Source organism: Pseudoduganella lutea, assembly GCF_004209755.1.
Classification (GTDB): domain Bacteria; phylum Pseudomonadota; class Gammaproteobacteria; order Burkholderiales; family Burkholderiaceae_D; genus Rugamonas; species Rugamonas lutea.
This window is the reverse complement of record NZ_CP035913.1, coordinates 2,943,894-2,961,385: the sequence shown is the minus strand read 5'-3', so window position 1 is coordinate 2,961,385 and position 17,492 is coordinate 2,943,894. Positions and strand designations below refer to the sequence as shown.

Sequence of the window (17,492 nt, the reverse complement as noted above, 5' to 3'; positions counted from 1 at the left end):
AAAATGAACGACAGCGTGAATGACAAGGTTCCCAGCCTGAAAGAAGCATTGCGCGGTGCGCTATGGGCCCAGGCATTGACCGCCGAGCAGATGGCGCGCGTGGAGGCGACCACGTTCGAAGTGTTCGTGCCGAAGGGCGGCTATGTGTGCCGCAAGGGCGAGATCGTCGACAACTGGGTCGGCATCATTGCCGGCATGGTCAAAATGAACAACTTCTCGCCGTCCGGCAAGAGCGTGACCTTCACGGGCGTGCCGCCCGGCGGCTGGTTCGGCGAAGGCTCGTTGCTGAAGGACGAGTGCCGCAAATACGATGCGATGGCGCTGCGCGACAGCCGCATCGCCCGCATGCCGGCCACCACGTTCCACTGGCTGCTGGAAAACAGCCTGCCCTTCACCCGCTTCCTGCTGATGCAACTGAACGAACGGCTGGGCCAGTTCATCGGCATGGTCGAGCACGAACGGCTGCTCGATCCCGATACCCGCGTGGCCCGCTGCCTGGCGTCGCTGTTCAATACGCACCTGTATCCGGGCAGCGAGCGCCTCGTGCAGATCTCGCAGGAAGAGGTGGGATTGTTGTCCGGCGCGTCGCGCCAGCGTGCCAACCAGGCGCTGCAGGTGCTGGAGCGCGAAGGGCTGTTGCGTGTGGATTACGGTGGTATCCGCATCCTCGACCTCGACGGGCTGCGCAAGTTCGAAGCACACGTTTGAGCGTTGTCACGAGGCTGTCCCAGTCGTGTGGTAAACGATTCGCGTTCTGTGTTAGTGCCTTAACAAATGCCATCCGGCTCCTGCATTAGCCTGTCTCGGACACGGTGAACCAGGAGCTTTTCATGTTACAGCTGAGCAGAAAACAAACGGCGTGGGCCGCGGCCGCGGGTGCGCTGGCCGCCGCCTACATGGTAGTGCGCAGCAAGACCAAGCAGGCCGAGGCGGAGCATCCGCCTGCGGGGGAATTCGTGACCGTCGATGGGGTCAAGCTGCATTACCTGCGGCGCGGTGCCGGCCCTGTCGTCGTGCTGTTGCACGGCAATGGCGCGACGTCGCTGGATTTTGAACTGTCCGGCCTGGTCGACATGCTGGCGCGCGATCATACGGTGATCGCCTTCGACCGCCCCGGCTTTGGCTACAGTGACCGGCCGCGCAGCACGGTATGGACGCCACCCGAGCAAGCCGCATTGCTGGGCAAGGCGCTGGCGGCGCTGCATGTCGACCAGGCCCTCGTGGTGGGCCATTCGTGGGGCACGCTGGTGGCACTGGCGATGGCGATGGACCAGCCGCGTCTCGTCAACGGCCTGGTGCTGATGGCCGGCTATTACTACCCGACGCCGCGTGCCGACGTGGTGCTGATGTCCGGCCCCGCGATCCCGGTGGTGGGCGACGTGATGCGTTTTACCGTCTCGCCGCTCGTCTCGCGCCTGCTCTGGTCGGGCCTGGTCAAGAAAGTGTTCAGTCCGCGGCCGGTTGCCGAGAGTTTCAAGCGCTGGCCCAAGTGGCTGTCGCTGCGGCCATCGCAACTGCGTGCCTCCAGCGCCGAATCGGTGCTGATGATCCCGGCCGCCGCGAACCTGCGGCACCGTTATGCCGAGATCACGATGCCGGTCACCATCTTCACCGGCACCGGCGACAAGATCGTCGACCCCGGCGACAATGCCGAGCGGCTGCACCGCGAACTGCTGCAAAGCCAGCTGCACACGGTGCAGGATGCCGGCCACATGGTGCATTACGTGGCGCAGGATGAGATCGTGCGCGCCGTGTGCGATATCGCCGGCAACCGGCCACGGATGGATTTCCAGTACACCACGCACCAGGGCGAGGTGGACACGGACCAGCCGCGGGTACTGCATTGAGGCTTTCCGGCATGGGGTACCGTGCGCCGCGCGGCAGGGAACGGCATGCCCTGCCGCGCGGAGACGCCAAGCTGTTCCAGGCGCGGCATGGCGTGCCCCGGTTCCAGCCGGGGACACGATCGTACGGTGGGCACTGACGAGTGGCAATCGCGGTATCATTGCGCGACCGCCGCTGCCGATGGCGGCAAGAGATACCACCATGACCGATACCATTCCCGATCGCCTGGCCGCCCTGCGCCAGGCCATGCACCACCATGGCGTCGACGCCGTCATCGTGCCATCGTCCGACCCGCACCTGTCCGAGTACCTGCCGCCGCGCTGGAAGGGGCGCGAATGGCTGTCCGGCTTCACCGGTTCGGTCGGCACGTTCATCGCCACGCAGGACTTCGCCGGCGTGTGGACCGACGGGCGCTACTGGACGCAGGCCGAAAGCGAACTGGCCGGCACCGGCATCGCGCTGATGAAGATCGCGTCCGGCGCCAGCACGGATTACGTGGCCTGGCTGGCCGACACGCTGCAGGCGGGACAGACGGTCGCCGTCGATGGCGCCGTGCTGGGCCTGGCCATCGCCCGGCTGCTGCAGGGCGCGCTCGATGCAAAGGGAATTGTGCTGCGCACGGATGCCGACCTGCTCGACGCCGTGTGGCGCGGCCGCGCCGGCCTGCCGCCCGAGCCCGTCGTCGAGCACATGCCGCCGTATGCCACCATGGCGCGCGCGGACAAGCTGGCGGCGCTGCACGCGGCCATGCGCGAGCAGGGCGCCGACCGTCACGTGATCTCCACGCTGGACGATATCGCCTGGCTGTTCAACCTGCGCGGGTCGGACGTCAGCTTCAACCCGATCTTTGTGTCGCATGCGCTGGTCGCCCTCGATCACGCCACGCTGTTCGTGGCCGATGGCAAGGTGAAGCCGGCACTGGCTGCCAGGCTGGCCGCGGACGGCGTCACCGTCGCGCCTTATGAGCGCGCCGCCGCCGCGCTGGCCGAGCTGCCGCCCGGCACGGTGCTGCTGCTGGACCCGCGCCGCATCACGCATGGCACGCGGCAGGCCGTGCCCGGCCACGTCAAAGTGGTAGAAGCAATCAATCCCACCACGTTCGCCAAGTCGCGCAAGAGCGAGGCCGAGGCGGTCCACGTGCGCGCCACGATGGAACAGGATGGTGCTGCGCTGTGCGAGTTCTTCAGCTGGCTGGAAGGCGCGCTGGCGCGCCGCCATGAGGCACCGCTGGACGAGGTGGACATCGATCGCCATATCACGGCCGCCCGGGCGCGCCGGCCGGGCTTCGTCAGCCCCAGCTTCGGCACGATTGCCGGCTTCCAGTCGAACGGCGCGATCATGCATTACCGCGCCATCGAAGGGCAATGTGCCGTCATCGACGGGGATGGCCTGCTGCTGATCGATTCCGGCGGCCAATACATCGGCGGCACCACTGACATCACGCGCGTGGTGCCGGTCGGCGCCATCACGGCCGAGCACCGGCGCGACTTCACGCTCGTGCTGAAGGGGATGATGGCACTGTCCGCCACCCGCTTCCCGCGCGGTACGAAGGCGCCGCTGCTCGATGCGATCGCGCGCGCGCCGATCTGGGCGGCCGGCATCGATTTCGGCCATGGCACGGGCCATGGCGTGGGCTTCTTCCTGAACGTGCACGAAGGGCCGCACGCGATCACGCCATCGATGATGCCGGAGCCGCACACGGCGATGGAGCCGGGCATGATCACGTCGATCGAGCCGGGCATCTACCGGCCCGGCAAGTGGGGCATCCGCATCGAGAACCTCGTGATGAACCGCGCCGACGGCACCACGGAATTCGGCGAGTTCCTGCGTTTCGAAACGCTGACACTGTGCCCGATCGACACGCGCTGCATCGACCGCACGCTGCTGCGCGATGACGAGATCGCGTGGCTGAACGATTACCATGCCACCGTGCGCGAGCGCCTGGCCCCCTGGGTGGACGGCGCCGCGCTGGCGTGGCTCAACGAAAGGACCCAACCATTATGACCCGATCCACCAGGGCGTCGAACGCGATCGACCGGCTGAAGCAACGCAGCGGCAATCCGGGCTGGTCGATGTCGATCACCGGCAGCGGCCATTTCTTCCTGACCGAGGGGCCCGGCAAGCCGCCGCTGTGCCCGCCGATGGAGCTCGACGAATTCGTGGCCTTCGTCAATGCCCAGGGGCCGCAGATAGCCAAGCGCATCAGCAAGAACGATATCGAATTCGAGAAGCAGTTGACCAAGAAGCCGCCGAAGGCCTGACATGACGCGCGACCTGCTGGGTGCCTACTGGTCGTCCGCGGAACTGGTGACGAATGGCGTCATCTTCCTGAACCTGCTGGGCGCGCTGCTGCTCGGCATGCTGGTCGGTTACGAGCGCTCGTACCACGGCCGCGCCGCCGGCATGCGCACGTATGGCCTCGTGTGCATGGCATCGGCGGCGCTGACCGTGATCGGCGGCTACCCGGAATTCTGGTTCGGCGGCCAGATGACGGCGCTGGTGGGCACCGATCCCACGCGCGTCGTGCAGGGCATCGTCACCGGCATCGGCTTCCTCGGCGCCGGCGTCATCATGCGCGAGGGCTTCAACATCAGCGGGCTGACGACGGCGGCATCGATCTGGGCGTCGTCCGTGATCGGCATCCTCGTCGGCGTGGGCTTCTATGCCGCGGCGATGGGCCTGGCCTTGATGTGTGCCGTGGTGATGATCTACCTGTCGCGCATCGAGGCCTGGCTGCCGTCGCGCCACGCGATCGCCATCACGCTGCGCTTCAAGCCGGGCTATGAACCGTCGGAAGACAAGCTGCGCGCGATGGCGAGCGAGCGCGGCTATGAGATCGCCGGCGGTTCGCTGATGATCGCGCTCGAAGGCGGCCGCATGGAATGGCGCTTCGTCGCGCTGGCCCACAGCAAGCACAGCGGTGCCCCGCTCGGCAAGCTGGCCGCCGAGATGGCGCACTACGAAGGGGTGGACGGCTTCCAGCTCACCCACGCCCGCAACTGAACCATCGCCTGGACCCGGTGAAAAAAACCGGTGACAGACACCGGTTTTTGCGGAACATATGTTGCAAAAAAACTGGTGTCTGTCACCGGTTTTCCTGAAACTTTCTGTTTGGCCGGCGCCTGGCGCCCTGACTCGAGGACAAGCATGCTCGTCACATCGCAAGACGTACTGGATTTCTGGTTCCTGCCGATCGGCGTGAAGGGCCACAACATGCAGCGGCCGGAATGGTTCCGCAAGGACGACGCGTTCGATCGCCGCGTGTTCGCAGAGTTCGGCGATGCGGTCGAGGATGCGCTGGCGGGTGGGCTGCGGCAGTGGGACGACGAAGGCACGCAGGGCGCGCTGGCGCGCATCCTCGTGCTGGACCAGTTTACGCGCAACATCTACCGCGGCACGCCGAAGGCGTTCGCCGGCGATACGCTGGCGCTCGAAGCGGCGCTGGCAATCGACAATTCCGGCGCCAACCAGACGCTGCCCGCAGTACAGCGGGCGTTTTCATACATGCCGTTCGAGCATGCGGAAAACCTGTCGATGCAGGACCGCTCGGTGATCCTGTTCGACAAGCTGGCGGCCTCGTCCACCGGCTTTGAAAGCATGCTTGATTATGCAAAGCGCCACCGCGACGTGATCCGCAAGTTCGGCCGCTTCCCGCACCGGAACGCCATCCTGGGCCGCGCGTCCACGCCGGAAGAACTGGCGTTCCTGGAAACGCCGGGGTCCGGGTTCTGATGCCGACGCTGGCCATCATCGGCGCCGGTCACGTGGGCCGCACCTTCGGGCGCCTGTGGCACGCGGCGGGCACGTTCGACGTCGTTGGCGTGCTGGCCCGGTCGGCCGCCTCGGCGCAGGAGGGCGTGGCGTTCATTGGCGCCGGGTTTCCCGCCGCGGAGGTCGCCGCCTTGCCGGTGGCTGACGTCTACTTGCTGGCGGTGACGGACGACCAGATCGTTCCCGCCTGCGCGGCGCTCGCGGCCAGCCGCCCATTGCAGGGCGCCACTGTGTTCCACTGCAGCGGCGCGCTGGCATCCGGCACGCTGGAGGCGGCGCGGCAGGGCGGGGCACGGCTCGCCAGCGTGCATCCGATCCGCAGCTTCGCCGACCCGGCAGCCGTGGTGGCCGCGTTTGCCGGCACCTTTTGCGGCATCGAGGGCGACGAGGCAGCGCTGGCGCTGCTCGTGCCGGCGCTGGAAGCGATTGGCGCCCGGCCTGTGGCGATCGACCCGGCAGCCAAGACCGTGTACCACGCCGCGGCCGTGTTTGCGAGCAACTACCTCGTCACGGTGCTCGATGCCGCGTTGCGTGCCTACCAGGCAGCCGGCATTCCCGAAGACGTGGCGCGCGAGCTGGCGCGCCCGCTGGCGCAGGAATCGCTGTCGAACGTGTTCCGGATGGGGCCGGCGCAAGCCTTGTCCGGCCCGGTCGCGCGGGGCGATTACGCGACCGTGCAGCGGCAGCAGGCGGCCGTGTCAGCCTGGGATGCCGATACGGGCACGCTGTATGGCGCGCTGGTGCCGCCAACGGCAACACTGGCTGCGCGCAAGGTGCCAAAAACCGCCTCGGCGTGAGCGCCTTGAGCGGCTTGCAATCTTGTCGCCTTGTCGTCAAACTGTTGCGCGGGAGCAAAAAATTCTGTCGCAATGATCGACAAAATTTTCCGAAAGCAATAAGCTAGGTCCTCTTTATTACTTCCAATCAACCGGCGCCGCGCCGGACAGGGGATCTGTATGTTATTTCTGAAATCCACGACCGTCACCAAGGCGCCCGGCATCTACGAAGTCGATATCGCTGCGAAACCGCCGGGCAAGACCTATGGTGTCTACCTGGCGACCGACCCGGACAATCCGCCCGTCGCCGTGATCGAAGCGCTGGCCGCCGCCGGTTTCCAGCAAACCCACAGCTCCGGCTACACGCACAAGGACCGCGGCAAGGTACTCGACCTGCACTTCCAGAAAGACGGCACCGACCTGTTCAAGGGCTGGAAGCTGGAAGAGTGCGAGACCAATATGGCACAGATCACGAAGATCTTCGGCGACGTGGGCATCACCTACACGCCGCGCGTCATGTCGCTGGCTGAAGCCTACGCATAAGTAAAACTGGGGACGTACCCTGGTTTTCAGGAAATTTCCTGAAAACCAGGGTACGTCCCCAGTTTGTTCGTCAGGCAATATCGATGTGGTACAGGGCCCAGGGGCACGAGCCGAAGCGCTCGGCCACGGGCCTTTTTGCCATGTCGGGTACCCGGTCCGCATCGTAAACGGCCCACAGCGGGCCAAGGCCGCCCAGCGCCATCGGTGCGCCATCGAGCTGTGTCGCCACGATGAACCGATGCTGGCGTGCCTGCGCGCCGGTGACCACCGCCGCGTAGCCATCGACGGCGCGCAGCGTGATGCGGGTGCCGTCGGTGACGGTAACACCGGCAGATTTCAGTACATCGGTCAGCAGCGGGCCGGACAGCGTATGCACCTTGCTGTCGTATTCCAGCGTGGGTTGGATCGACAGCGCGGGCAGGGCAGCCAGCGCCGCGTAGTCGAACGCCCATGCCTTGTCGAACGACAGCTTCTGCTTGAACATCATCTGGTCCGCCACCGGGTCGAACTTGCCGCGGTTGGCTTTCGGGATCGCGCCGGTGACCGTCAGCAGCGTCGGGCCGCGTTGCGCATTCTTCGGTGCGGCCAGTACTGGTGCCGCGCCGCTGGCCGCCAGTGCTGCCAGGAACGTGCGTTTCTCCATCAGGATTCCTCGTTGTTATCGTTGCGCCGTTCGCTATGTCCAAGCGTCCACTTGTTCGAGCGTCCACTTGTTCGAGCGTCCACCTGTTCAAGCGTCCACTTGTTCAAGCGTCCACCTGTTCAAGCGTCCACTTGTTCAAGCGTCCCCTTGTTCAAGCGTCCCTTATCATAGCCGGATGGACCTGTTTTCCGCCGAAGCGACCCTGCAGCCGATCCCCATCGACGATGGCGAACTGTCCTTCCTGTCGCAATTGCCACTCGCCCAGCCCAACGACGTGCTGCTGCATCGCCTGCTCGACGAGATCACGTGGCGCGAAGAAACCATTTATTTGTTCGGCAAGGCGCAGAAGCAGCCACGGCTGTCAGCATGGTACGGCGAGGCCAGCTACACGTATTCCGGCCGCACGTTCCACCCGCTGCCCTTCACGCCACTGCTGCTGGAGATCCGGCGCGCCGTCGAGGACGCCACCGGCAAGCGCTACAACAGCGTGCTGCTGAACTGCTATCGCAACGAACGCGACAGCATGGGATTCCACAGCGACGACGAACCGGAACTGGGCGCCGAACCCGCCATCGCATCGGTGACGTTCGGCGCCACCCGCACCTTCATCCTGAAGCACAGGAAGCTGGCGAAAACCGTGAAACTCGACCTGACGGACGGCAGCCTGCTGCTGATGGCCGGCACGTTGCAACGGCACTGGCGCCACGGCATCAACAAGGAAACAAAGCCGCGCGGTATGCGCATCAACCTCACCTTCCGGCTGATTCGGTAAGTCGTTTCCGCGACTAAGCTTTATTAGGGTTTCTTAAGGAAACGCCGCCAGTTTGGGCGCGTTTTCGCCCTTTCAATAGCCATTACATCTGCTAACAATTATTACGGAAATGGACCTTTTATAAATGAGATGCGGTGTTATCTTGGTCTCGTCGCGGTTCCACACATGCTGAACAGCGATCCCGCAGCACTGTGAACAACAACCAATTTTTGCTGAGAGATCAATCATGAAAAACACCATTCTTGCCCTTGTCGCATCCGCTGCCGCCTTTGGTGCAGTGTCCGCCCATGCCGCGGAAGGCCAGCCTTATGTCGGTATCGGTGGCGTCGTTTCCGAGCATCGCTATGAGGCGCGCAACGACACGTCCGGCGTCGACAACGCCAAGCACGAATACGGTGGCAAGTTCTTCGCCGGCTATCAGATCAATCCGATGTTTGCCGTGGAAGCCGGTTACACCGACTTCGGCAAGTCTGATTACGCCTACACGGTCAACGGCGCCAATGGCCGTGCCGAAGCGGATTCGAAGTCGTACTATTTGGCGGGCAAGGCCAGCTACCCGGTGGCTGAGAAGGTCAACGTGTTCGGCAAGCTGGGCGTGGCCCACAACAAGAATGAAGTCAGCGCCACCGGCCTGGCCGCCGCCTATAACGGCGACAGCAGCCGTAATTCGGTGTACGCGTCGCTGGGTGCCGAATACGCCGTGAACGAAAAAGTCGCCCTGTCGCTGGAATACGAGCACTACGGCAAGAACGACATCGACGTGGGCCGCAGCAAGGGCGCCGTGTCGCTGAACGCGCGCTACAGCTTCTAAGCGCACCGATCGAGGCCGGGCGCGACAACGGTGGTTCGAAAGGGAGCCGCCAATGTCCTTGTGCCCGCCTCACCGGAACAGGTTTCTTCGTGAGAGAAGAGAGCAAAAAAACGGACTCCCGAGGGAGTCCGTTTTCGTTGATGCTTCCGAGGATCAGTTCGTGAGCGGCTTGTAGCGGATGCGCTTCGGCTTGGCACCTTCCTCGCCCAGGCGCTTCTTCTTGTCCGCTTCGTATTCCTGGTAGTTACCGTCGAAGAACGTGACTTGCGAATTGCCTTCGAAGGCCAGGATGTGCGTGGCGATGCGGTCCAGGAACCAGCGATCGTGGGAGATCACCATGACCGAGCCGGCGAACTCGAGCAGCGCGTCTTCCAGCGCGCGCAGCGTTTCCACGTCCAGGTCGTTCGACGGTTCGTCCAGCAGCAGCACGTTGCCGCCCTTGAGCAGCGTCTTGGCCAGGTGCAGGCGGCCGCGTTCGCCGCCGGACAGGTTGCCGACGAGCTTTTGCTGGTCGCCACCCTTGAAGTTGAAGCGGCCCAGGTAGGCGCGCGACGGCATCTCGAAGCGGCCCACGGAGAGCATGTCGGCGCCGCCGGACACGTCCTCGAACACGGTCTTGTTGTTGCCCAGTTCATCGCGGTTCTGGTCGACCAGCGAAACCTTCGCGGTCTTGCCGATGACGACTTCACCGCTGTCCGGCGTGTCGATGCCGGCGATCATCTTGAACAGCGTGGATTTACCGGCACCGTTCGGGCCGATGATGCCCACGATCGCACCCGGCGGCACGATGAACGACAGGTTATCGATCAGCAGGCGGTCGCCGAATGCTTTGGAGACGTTCTTGAACTCGATGACGTCGTTGCCCAGGCGTTCCGCGACGGGGATGAAGATCTCCTGCGTCTCGTTGCGCTTCTGGTATTCGTATTCGGACAGTTCGTTGAAACGGGCCAGGCGGGCCTTCGACTTGGCCTGGCGCGCCTTCGGGTTCTGGCGCGACCATTCCAGTTCCGTCTTCAGTGCCTTCTGGCGTGCCGATTCGGTGGCTTCTTCCTGCTGCAGGCGGGCCCCCTTCTGGTCCAGCCAGGAGCTGTAGTTGCCTTTCCAGGGAATGCCGTGGCCGCGGTCCAGTTCCAGGATCCATTCGGCGGCGTTGTCGAGGAAGTAGCGGTCGTGGGTGATGCCCACCACGGTGCCCGGGAAGCGCAGCAGGAACTGCTCCAGCCATTCGACGGATTCGGCATCCAGGTGGTTGGTCGGTTCGTCGAGCAGCAGCATGTCGGGCTTGGACAGCAGCAGCTTGCACAGCGCCACGCGGCGCTTTTCACCACCGGACAGCACGCCGATCTTCGCCTCCCACGGCGGCAGGCGCAGCGCGTCGGCGGCCATTTCCAGTTGCAGGTTCAGGTTGCCGCCATCGGCGGCGGCAATGATCGATTCCAGGCGCTGCTGCTCGGCGGCCAGTGCGTCGAAGTCGGCGTCTTCCTCGGCATAGGCGGCGTACACGGCGTCGAGCTTGGCTTGCGCCTCGAAGGCTTCGCCCAGACCCGATTCCACTTCCTGGCGCACGGTTTTTTCCGGGTCCAGCTGCGGTTCCTGCGGCAGGTAGCCGATCGACAGGCCCGGCATCGGGCGCGCTTCGCCCTGGATGTCGGTATCGATGCCGGCCATGATCTTCAGCAAGGTCGACTTACCGGAGCCGTTCAGGCCCAGCACGCCGATCTTCGCGCCCGGGAAGAACGAGAGCGAAATGTCTTTCAGGATCTGGCGCTTGGGCGGGACGATTTTGCCCACGCGGTTCATGGTATAGACGTAATTTGCCATTGAGAAATTCTCGAATTGAGTGATGTGACTGTAAAGAAGGTCAACAAGGATACGCCAAACGGTGCGGGAGGGCCAGTGACCCGCCAGTCAGGCTGGCGTCCGGCGGGACGCGATGAACCCTTCCGCCATATAAAGCGCCAGCGCGCTCCAGATCACGATGAAGCCGGCCAGGCGCGCTCTGGTAAACGTTTCGTGAAACACGATGAGGCCGAGGATCATCTGGATCGTCGGCGCGATGTATTGCAGCATGCCCAGCACCGACAGCGGGATCTTGCGCGCGCCGGCGGCGAACAGCAGCAGCGGGATCGCGGTGATCGGGCCGGCGGCAACGAGCAGCGCGCGTGTCCAGTCGCTGGGCGTGTTGACGAAGGTATTGGCGCCGTGCACCGTCAGCCAGATCACGTAGCCGCCCGCCAGCGGGAACAGCAGCAGCGTCTCGAACGACAGGCCTTCCAGCGCCGCCAGCGCGGCGGTCTTGCGCAGCAGGCCGTAGGCGCCGAACGTGGCCGCCAGCACCAGCGCGATCCACGGCAGCGCGCCGGCCTGCCACGTGAGCCAGGCCACGCCGGCGGCGGCCACGCCGATCGCGAGCCACTGGCCGCGGCGCAGCCGCTCCTTCAGCACGAACAGCCCGAGCAGCACATTGAGCAGCGGCGTAATGAAATAACCGAGGCTGGCATCGATCACGTGACCGTTGTTCACGGCCCAGATATAGATGAACCAGTTGGCCGACAGCAGCAGCGCGCTGGCCGCGAACGTTCCCACGATCTTCGGCTGCTTCAAGACTTCCGGCAGCCATTTCCACTGCTGCCGCACCGTCAGCACGATGCACAGGAAGAGCAGCGACCACACCATGCGGTGGGCCAGGATTTCCATTGGCGGCACCCCGCCGATCGCGTGGAAGTACAGCGGGAACAGGCCCCACAGCAGGAACGCCATGGTGGCGTTCAGCACACCCGCGCCATGGCCTTCGTCGTTGTGGCCTTCTTGTTTCATGGCAGCTCCAGGTGCAGGATCGGATAGGGATGGCCAAACGGGTCGTGCTCCGAGCGGCCTGCCTGGCGAAAGCCCAGGCGCGCATAAAAGCCGACGGCCTGGCCATTCTGCTCGTTGACATCCACACTGCGGGCACCGAGGGTGCCGATCGCAAACGCCGTCAACGCACGGCCGGCGCCGTTGCCACGGTGGTCGGGATGCACGAACAGCATCTCGATCTTGCCGTCGGCCACGCCCATGAACGCATAGGGCGCGCCGGAACTGTCGCGCAGGCAGTACAGTGGCGCAAACGTGGCAACCATGTCGCGCACGAGCGGCACCAGCGTGGCGATCGCTTCTTCGTCAAGGAAATCATGGGTGGCGCGCACGGAAGCTTCCCATACCTCGAACAGGCGGGGCGCATCGGCGCCGGTCGCCTGGCCGATGTTTGCGGTATGCGCGATGGTTTTTTCAATGGTCATCTGTCATCCTTCGGGGCGCGACCTTAACACAACCGCGCAGCATGCGTTCGCCAGCGGCGGCTTGCTTTTAGAGCACGATTGGCCTATTGTGCAGTGCGCAAAAAAATAATTCGGGTGCAATTTTGACAGACAAGAAAAGCAGCCTCGCTACATTGACGCTGGCGGCCGTGGGCATTGTCTACGGCGACATCGGTACCAGCCCTCTCTATACCCTCAAGACCATCTTCGACCCCGACCACGGCCTGGCGCTCGACGAAGCCAACCTGCTGGGCGTCGTTTCCCTGATCTTCTGGGGGCTGACGATCGTGGTCTCGTTGAAGTACGTGACGCTGGTGCTGCGCGCCGATAACCGCGGCGAGGGCGGCATCATGGCCCTGATGGCGCTGGCACTCAATTCCGTCAGCAAGCGCTCCGGCTGGCATTTCCCGCTGCTCGTGCTGGGCGTGCTGGGCGCCACCATGTTCTATGGCGACAGCGTGGTGACGCCGGCGATTTCCGTGCTGAGCGCGATGGAGGGCCTCGAGGTGGCCACGCCCGCGCTGTCGCACTATGTGGTGCCGCTGACCATCGTGGTGCTGGTCACGCTGTATTCGGTGCAGCGCCACGGCACGGCCGGCATCGGCCGCTTCTTCGGGCCCATCATGGTGCTGTGGTTCGTGGCACTGGCGATCATGGGCATCGTCAACATCGTCGAGCGGCCGGACATCCTGCGCGCACTGAACCCGCTGCACGCGGTGCACTTCATGATCGACAACGGCTTCGTGGCATTCGTGGGCCTGGGCGCCGTGGTGCTGGCGTTTACCGGTGCCGAGGCGCTGTACGCGGACATGGGCCACTTCGGCAAGAAGCCGATCCGCATGGCCTGGTTCGCGGTGGCATTCCCTGCGCTGGCGCTGAACTACTTCGGCCAGGGCGCGCTGCTGCTGCACGCGCCGGAAGCGATCTCGAACCCGTTCTTCCAGCAGCTGGGCAGCTGGAGCATCTACCCGCTGGTGGTGCTGGCCACGATGGCCACCGTGATCGCATCGCAGGCCACGATCTCGGGCACGTTCTCGATGACCAAGCAGGCCATCGCGCTCGGCCTGTTGCCGCGGATGCGCGTGATGCACACGTCCGAACACCAGATCGGCCAGATCTACATCCCGGCCGTGAACTGGCTGCAGCTGATCGTCGTGCTGATCGCCGTGATCGGATTCGGTTCGTCCGATGCCCTGGCCGGCGCCTATGGCATCGCCGTCTCGGCCACCATGCTGGCAACCACGATCCTGACGTTCTTCGTGATCCGCTACCGCTGGCACCTGCCGCTGCCGGTCTGCATCCTCGCCACCGGCTTCTTCCTCGTGATCGACGTGCTGCTGTTCTCGGCCTGCACGCTGAAGCTGTTCCACGGCGGCTGGATGCCCCTGCTGCTGGGCACCGCGCTGTTCACGATCATGCTCACGTGGCGCACCGGCCGCCACCTCGTGTTCAAGAACCTGGAAAAGCACGCGATCCCGCTGGACGCCTTCCTCGACTCGCTGTTCGTGGCACCGCCGGTGCGGGTGCCCGGCACCGCCGTATTCCTGCGCGGCGAAAGCGACGGCGTGCCGCACGCCATGCTGCACAACCTGTCGCACAACAAGGTGCTGCACGAGCGCGTGGTCTTCCTCACCGTGCATATCCTGGAAGAGCCCTACGTGGCGCCGGAAGACCAGGTGCGGATCACCGACCTGGGGCATCAGTGCTGGCAGGTCAACGTGAACTACGGCTTCAAGGACGAGGCGGACATTCCGGACATCCTCGACCGGTGCGCCGAACACGGCCTCGCGTTCGAAATGATGGAAACGTCGTTCTTCATCGCCCGCCAGACCGTGATCTCGGCGCCGCAACAGGGCATGGCGCCGTGGCGCGAACACCTGTTCGTGGCCATGTCGCGCAATGCCCGGGCGGCGGCCGACTATTACCAGATCCCGCCGAACCGCGTGATCGAGCTGGGAACACAGGTGGAGATCTAGCAAAGAAATTTTGTAAAGAAATGTTGTGGTGGAGGAGCGGCAGTGGCAGTCTGTTAAACTTTCGCTCCACCGGCAACCGCCACCAATCCCAGCAACCGTTCCATAACGTTTTTTCCTATCCAGGTAAGAGTGACCACATGAAATCGATTTTCCAAATTATCGCGACGCTGTCCTGCGCGCTGTTCCTGACTGCCTGTGGCGGCAATGACGACGATGCGCCGGTGGTGACCCCGCCCGGCGCCGTGACCAAGCTCGACCTGGCGGTGGGCACGGGTATCGAAGCCGTGGCCGGCGATTCCGTCACCATGGCCTACACGGGCTGGCTGTACGACGAAACAAAGGCCGAGAACAAGGGCACCCAGTTCGACCAGCGCACCGCGGCGAACCCGTTGACGTTCCAGCTCGGCAAAGGCACCGTGATCCCTGGCTGGGACCAGGGCGTGGTGGGCATGCGCGTGGGCGGCAAGCGCCGCCTGGTGATCCCGCCAGCCCTGGGCTACGGCGCGGTGGCGAATGGCCCGATCCCGGCCAATTCGACGCTGGTGTTCGACGTCGAGATGCTGGCCATCAAGCGCTGATCATCCAGATAAACATCGCGATGAAAAAAACGGCAGCCTGCGGGCTGCCGTTTTTTTTGCGCCGGCGTTGCGCCGGTGGTCAGTCGCGCAATGCGGCGGCCGGTGGCAGCCGCAGTGCAACCAGCGCGTGGCGTGCCGTCGCCAGCAGCACCACCAGTCCCGCCAGCAGCGTCGCCCCGGCCAGCGGCCACTGGCCCAGTGGCGCGCGTTCGACGAAGCCGGCCAGGTAGCGCTCGATTCCCAGCCATGCCAGCGGCAGGCCCAGCAGCGCACCGGCTGCCAGCAGAACCGCGAACTCGCGGGCCAGCAGCCGGGCGATCGCCCCCTTGCCGGCGCCATACAGCTTGCGCAGCACGATCTGGCGGCGGTTGCGCTGCACGCTGTAGGCTGCCAGCACATAGATGCCGAAGGCGGCCAGGCACACCGCCAGGATGCTGGCAGTGCCCAGCATCCTCGCCAGCCGCGCATCTTCGCGGTAGCTTTGCGCGAACAGGCCGGCCGCCGGCTGCACGACCATGATCCGGTCCGGGAAATAGCGCTGCCACAGCGGCGCCAGGGCGCGTTCCACTGCCTCCATGCCCGCCGTGGTGCGCAGGGTGAGCACGCCGTAGTCGGGGCGCAGCAGGTACACGATGGGCTCCGTTGGCTGGCGCAGGTCATTGTGGCGGATGCCGGGGGCGATACCAATCACCGCGCCACCTTCCGTGAACGGCACCTGGCCGACCGCGGCTTGCGGGGTGGCGTAGCCCAGCGCGGCGGCGGCGGCCGCATTCAGCACCAGTGCATCGCCGCCCGCCCGGTCGGTACCGGTGCGATAGAGCCGGCCAAACTGCGGGCGGATGCCGTATACCTCGAAGAATTCCGGCGACACCGGCTTGACCTCCAGCCGCAGGTCGCGACCATCGCGGGTGCGGAAGCCCTGCACGATCTTGAACCCGTCGCGGCCGATGGCCTCGGAAGAGAGCGTCACGCCGTCCGCCTGCGGCAAGCCGCGCACCGCATCGACAAAGCCCTGCACGAGTGCCGGCGTGGCGCCCTCCGGCAGGTCGACTGTCACCAGGTGTGCCGGATCGAAGCCGGGATCGGCATGGCTGGCGTACCGGGTTTGCCAGGCTACGGCGATGGCCATGCCGCCGAGTGCGATCGCGGTGGCGAACTGCAGCACCGTCAAGGCACGGCGCAGCCATAATCCGCCCACCGTTTCGCTGTTGTCGCGCCCCGCGAGGGCCGCTGCCGGCCGCACGCGCAGCGCCACCAGGGCCGGCCAGCTTCCTGCGAGGGTGCCGGCCAGCAGTGCCGCCAGCAGGGCAAGTGCGATGCGTGCCGGCGCAAAGAAGCCTTCCAGCGTGCGGTCGACCAGGCCCGCGAACGTGGGCAGCAGCAGCCAGGCCAGCATCATGCCCAGCACGGCGGCCAGCATGGCGACGAGCACCGATTCGGCGATGAACTGCGCCGCCATGCGCGGCGCGCTGGCGCCCAGCAGCTTGCGCAGGCCCGACTCGCGCTGGCGCTGCTGTGCACGCACGGTGGCCAGGTTGACATAGTTCGTCAAGGCCAGCAGCAGCACCAGCAACGCGATACCGGCCAGCCCCAGCACCGTGGAGCGCTTGCCGTAGCTGTCGCCGCTGCGGCTGCTGGCCATGTCGGGATCGAAATAGGCGTCCGGCAGGGCCACCAGCCGGATTTCCGTGCCGGGGCCTTGCATCGTCTTACCGATCGGGCGGGAACGCATGCGCTGTTCCATCGGCGAGGCGTCCATGGCTTTCTGCAGCAGGGCCTGGAGCTGGCCGGCATCGGCGGTCGCCTTCAATTTCAGGAAGATGCCGCCGCGCGTCCATTCCGGGACCAGTGTCCGTTCCGCCACCGGGCGCGCCCGGCTCAGCGGCCCGGTGAGCGCGTCCCAGCGCGTCGTGGCATTGGCGGGAAGGTCGGGCAGCAGGGCCGCCACGCGCAGCGTTTCGCCGTTGACCTGGACGGTACGGTCCAGCACGCCCGTGTCCGTGCCGAACAGCCGGCGGGCCGTTTCCCGGGTCACGGCCAGGGCATCGGGCCGTGTCAGTGCGGCGCCGAGATCGCCGGCCAGGGGAACGATGCCGAAGATGCCGCCAAACGCGGGATCGACGGCCAGCAATGCCACCTCGTGCAGGTGCTCGCCGGCGCGCAGCGGCTCGCGCAGCCGCACGGCGATGCTGGCCTGCTCCACCAGGCCGCTGTCCTGCGCCACCTGGCGCAGCGGCAGCATCGAGCGGGCATCCCAGTCGGGTCGCGGAAACCAGTTGATGCGCTGCTTCATCTGCAGCACACGGGCCGCGTCGGGCACATGGCTGTCGTAGCTGAAGCTGTAGCGCACGTAGCCGAGCAGCAGGAAGCAGGTGGTGAACGCCAGCGCCAGCCCCACCAGGGTCACCAGCGAAAAGCCGGGCTCGCGCAGCAACAGGCGCCAGCCGATACGGAAGTCACGCAATGTCATGGTCGTCCTCC

17 protein-coding genes are annotated in these 17,492 nt (G+C 65.2%); 12 read left to right on the top strand and 5 right to left on the bottom strand.

Annotated features, from left to right (window positions below; all coding sequences use genetic code 11):
- The first annotated feature begins 3 nt into the window (after positions 1–3).
- From EWM63_RS12430 to EWM63_RS12395, 8 genes are all read left to right on the top strand, one after another.
- Positions 4–708, top strand: coding sequence for a Crp/Fnr family transcriptional regulator (locus EWM63_RS12430; protein ID WP_130186803.1), 705 nt, complete (start codon positions 4–6; stop codon positions 706–708).
- Positions 709–830: 122 nt separating this feature from the next.
- Entirely contained in the window at positions 831–1,847 is a 1,017-nt protein-coding gene (locus EWM63_RS12425) for an alpha/beta fold hydrolase (protein WP_130186802.1), read from the top strand.
- A 199-nt stretch (positions 1,848–2,046) separates the two neighbouring features.
- The gene (locus EWM63_RS12420; protein ID WP_207221274.1) at positions 2,047–3,849 is read left to right on the top strand and encodes an aminopeptidase P family protein; all 1,803 of its coding nucleotides are present in this window, start codon (positions 2,047–2,049) and stop codon (positions 3,847–3,849) included.
- Positions 3,846–4,106 carry a hypothetical protein gene (locus tag EWM63_RS12415; RefSeq protein WP_165390813.1) on the top strand — a complete coding sequence of 87 codons (261 nt, stop codon included), beginning with the start codon at positions 3,846–3,848 and terminating at the stop codon, positions 4,104–4,106. The genes EWM63_RS12420 and EWM63_RS12415 overlap by 4 nt, the downstream gene beginning before the upstream one ends.
- Position 4,107: 1 nt before the next feature.
- Complete coding sequence (locus EWM63_RS12410) at positions 4,108–4,848, top strand: MgtC/SapB family protein (RefSeq protein WP_130186800.1); 741 nt, start codon at positions 4,108–4,110, stop codon at positions 4,846–4,848.
- Between the two features lie 144 nt (positions 4,849–4,992).
- Positions 4,993–5,577: a DUF924 family protein gene (locus tag EWM63_RS12405; protein ID WP_130186799.1), complete on the top strand. Its 585-nt coding sequence runs from the start codon at positions 4,993–4,995 to the stop codon at positions 5,575–5,577.
- Positions 5,577–6,413 carry a Rossmann-like and DUF2520 domain-containing protein gene (locus EWM63_RS12400; protein WP_130186798.1) on the top strand — a complete coding sequence of 279 codons (837 nt, stop codon included), beginning with the start codon at positions 5,577–5,579 and terminating at the stop codon, positions 6,411–6,413. The genes EWM63_RS12405 and EWM63_RS12400 overlap by 1 nt, the downstream gene beginning before the upstream one ends.
- 159 nt (positions 6,414–6,572) lie before the next feature.
- Positions 6,573–6,935, top strand: a complete 363-nt coding sequence (locus EWM63_RS12395; RefSeq protein ID WP_130186797.1) for a hypothetical protein — start codon at positions 6,573–6,575, stop codon at positions 6,933–6,935.
- 70 nt (positions 6,936–7,005) lie between these two features.
- Here the strand turns inward: EWM63_RS12395 and EWM63_RS12390 are convergent, their stop codons facing one another.
- On the bottom strand, positions 7,006–7,578 hold the full coding sequence (locus EWM63_RS12390; protein ID WP_130186796.1) for a putative pterin-binding protein: 573 nt from the start codon (positions 7,576–7,578) through the stop codon (positions 7,006–7,008).
- Between the two features lie 175 nt (positions 7,579–7,753).
- Between EWM63_RS12390 and EWM63_RS12385 the strand changes: the two genes are divergently transcribed.
- Positions 7,754–8,350, top strand: coding sequence for an alpha-ketoglutarate-dependent dioxygenase AlkB family protein (locus EWM63_RS12385; RefSeq protein ID WP_130186795.1), 597 nt, complete (start codon positions 7,754–7,756; stop codon positions 8,348–8,350).
- Positions 8,351–8,576: 226 nt separating this feature from the next.
- Positions 8,577–9,161 carry an outer membrane beta-barrel protein gene (locus EWM63_RS12380; RefSeq protein ID WP_130186794.1) on the top strand — a complete coding sequence of 195 codons (585 nt, stop codon included), beginning with the start codon at positions 8,577–8,579 and terminating at the stop codon, positions 9,159–9,161.
- 153 nt (positions 9,162–9,314) lie between these two features.
- On the opposite strand, the gene ettA is transcribed toward EWM63_RS12380, so the two are convergent.
- From ettA to EWM63_RS12365, 3 genes are all read right to left on the bottom strand, one after another.
- Positions 9,315–10,982 (bottom strand): energy-dependent translational throttle protein EttA, encoded by a 1,668-nt coding sequence (gene ettA / locus EWM63_RS12375; protein WP_130186793.1) that lies wholly within the window; start codon positions 10,980–10,982, stop codon positions 9,315–9,317.
- A gap of 87 nt (positions 10,983–11,069) precedes the next feature.
- On the bottom strand, positions 11,070–11,978 hold the full coding sequence (rarD, locus tag EWM63_RS12370) for an EamA family transporter RarD (protein WP_130186792.1): 909 nt from the start codon (positions 11,976–11,978) through the stop codon (positions 11,070–11,072).
- Positions 11,975–12,439, bottom strand: coding sequence for a GNAT family N-acetyltransferase (locus tag EWM63_RS12365; protein ID WP_130186791.1), 465 nt, complete (start codon positions 12,437–12,439; stop codon positions 11,975–11,977). Before EWM63_RS12365 ends, rarD begins: the two co-directional genes overlap by 4 nt.
- A 119-nt stretch (positions 12,440–12,558) precedes the next feature.
- Between EWM63_RS12365 and EWM63_RS12360 the strand changes: the two genes are divergently transcribed.
- Together EWM63_RS12360 and EWM63_RS12350 are read left to right on the top strand one after the other, a co-directional pair.
- Positions 12,559–14,433: a potassium transporter Kup gene (locus EWM63_RS12360; protein WP_371861242.1), complete on the top strand. Its 1,875-nt coding sequence runs from the start codon at positions 12,559–12,561 to the stop codon at positions 14,431–14,433.
- Positions 14,434–14,570: 137 nt separating this feature from the next.
- A complete protein-coding gene (locus EWM63_RS12350) occupies positions 14,571–15,011 on the top strand; it encodes an FKBP-type peptidyl-prolyl cis-trans isomerase (RefSeq protein WP_130186789.1) in 441 nt (146 codons plus the stop codon).
- Between the two features lie 79 nt (positions 15,012–15,090).
- Here the strand turns inward: EWM63_RS12350 and EWM63_RS12345 are convergent, their stop codons facing one another.
- Positions 15,091–17,481 carry an ABC transporter permease gene (locus EWM63_RS12345; RefSeq protein ID WP_130186788.1) on the bottom strand — a complete coding sequence of 797 codons (2,391 nt, stop codon included), beginning with the start codon at positions 17,479–17,481 and terminating at the stop codon, positions 15,091–15,093.
- Positions 17,482–17,492 lie beyond the last annotated feature (11 nt).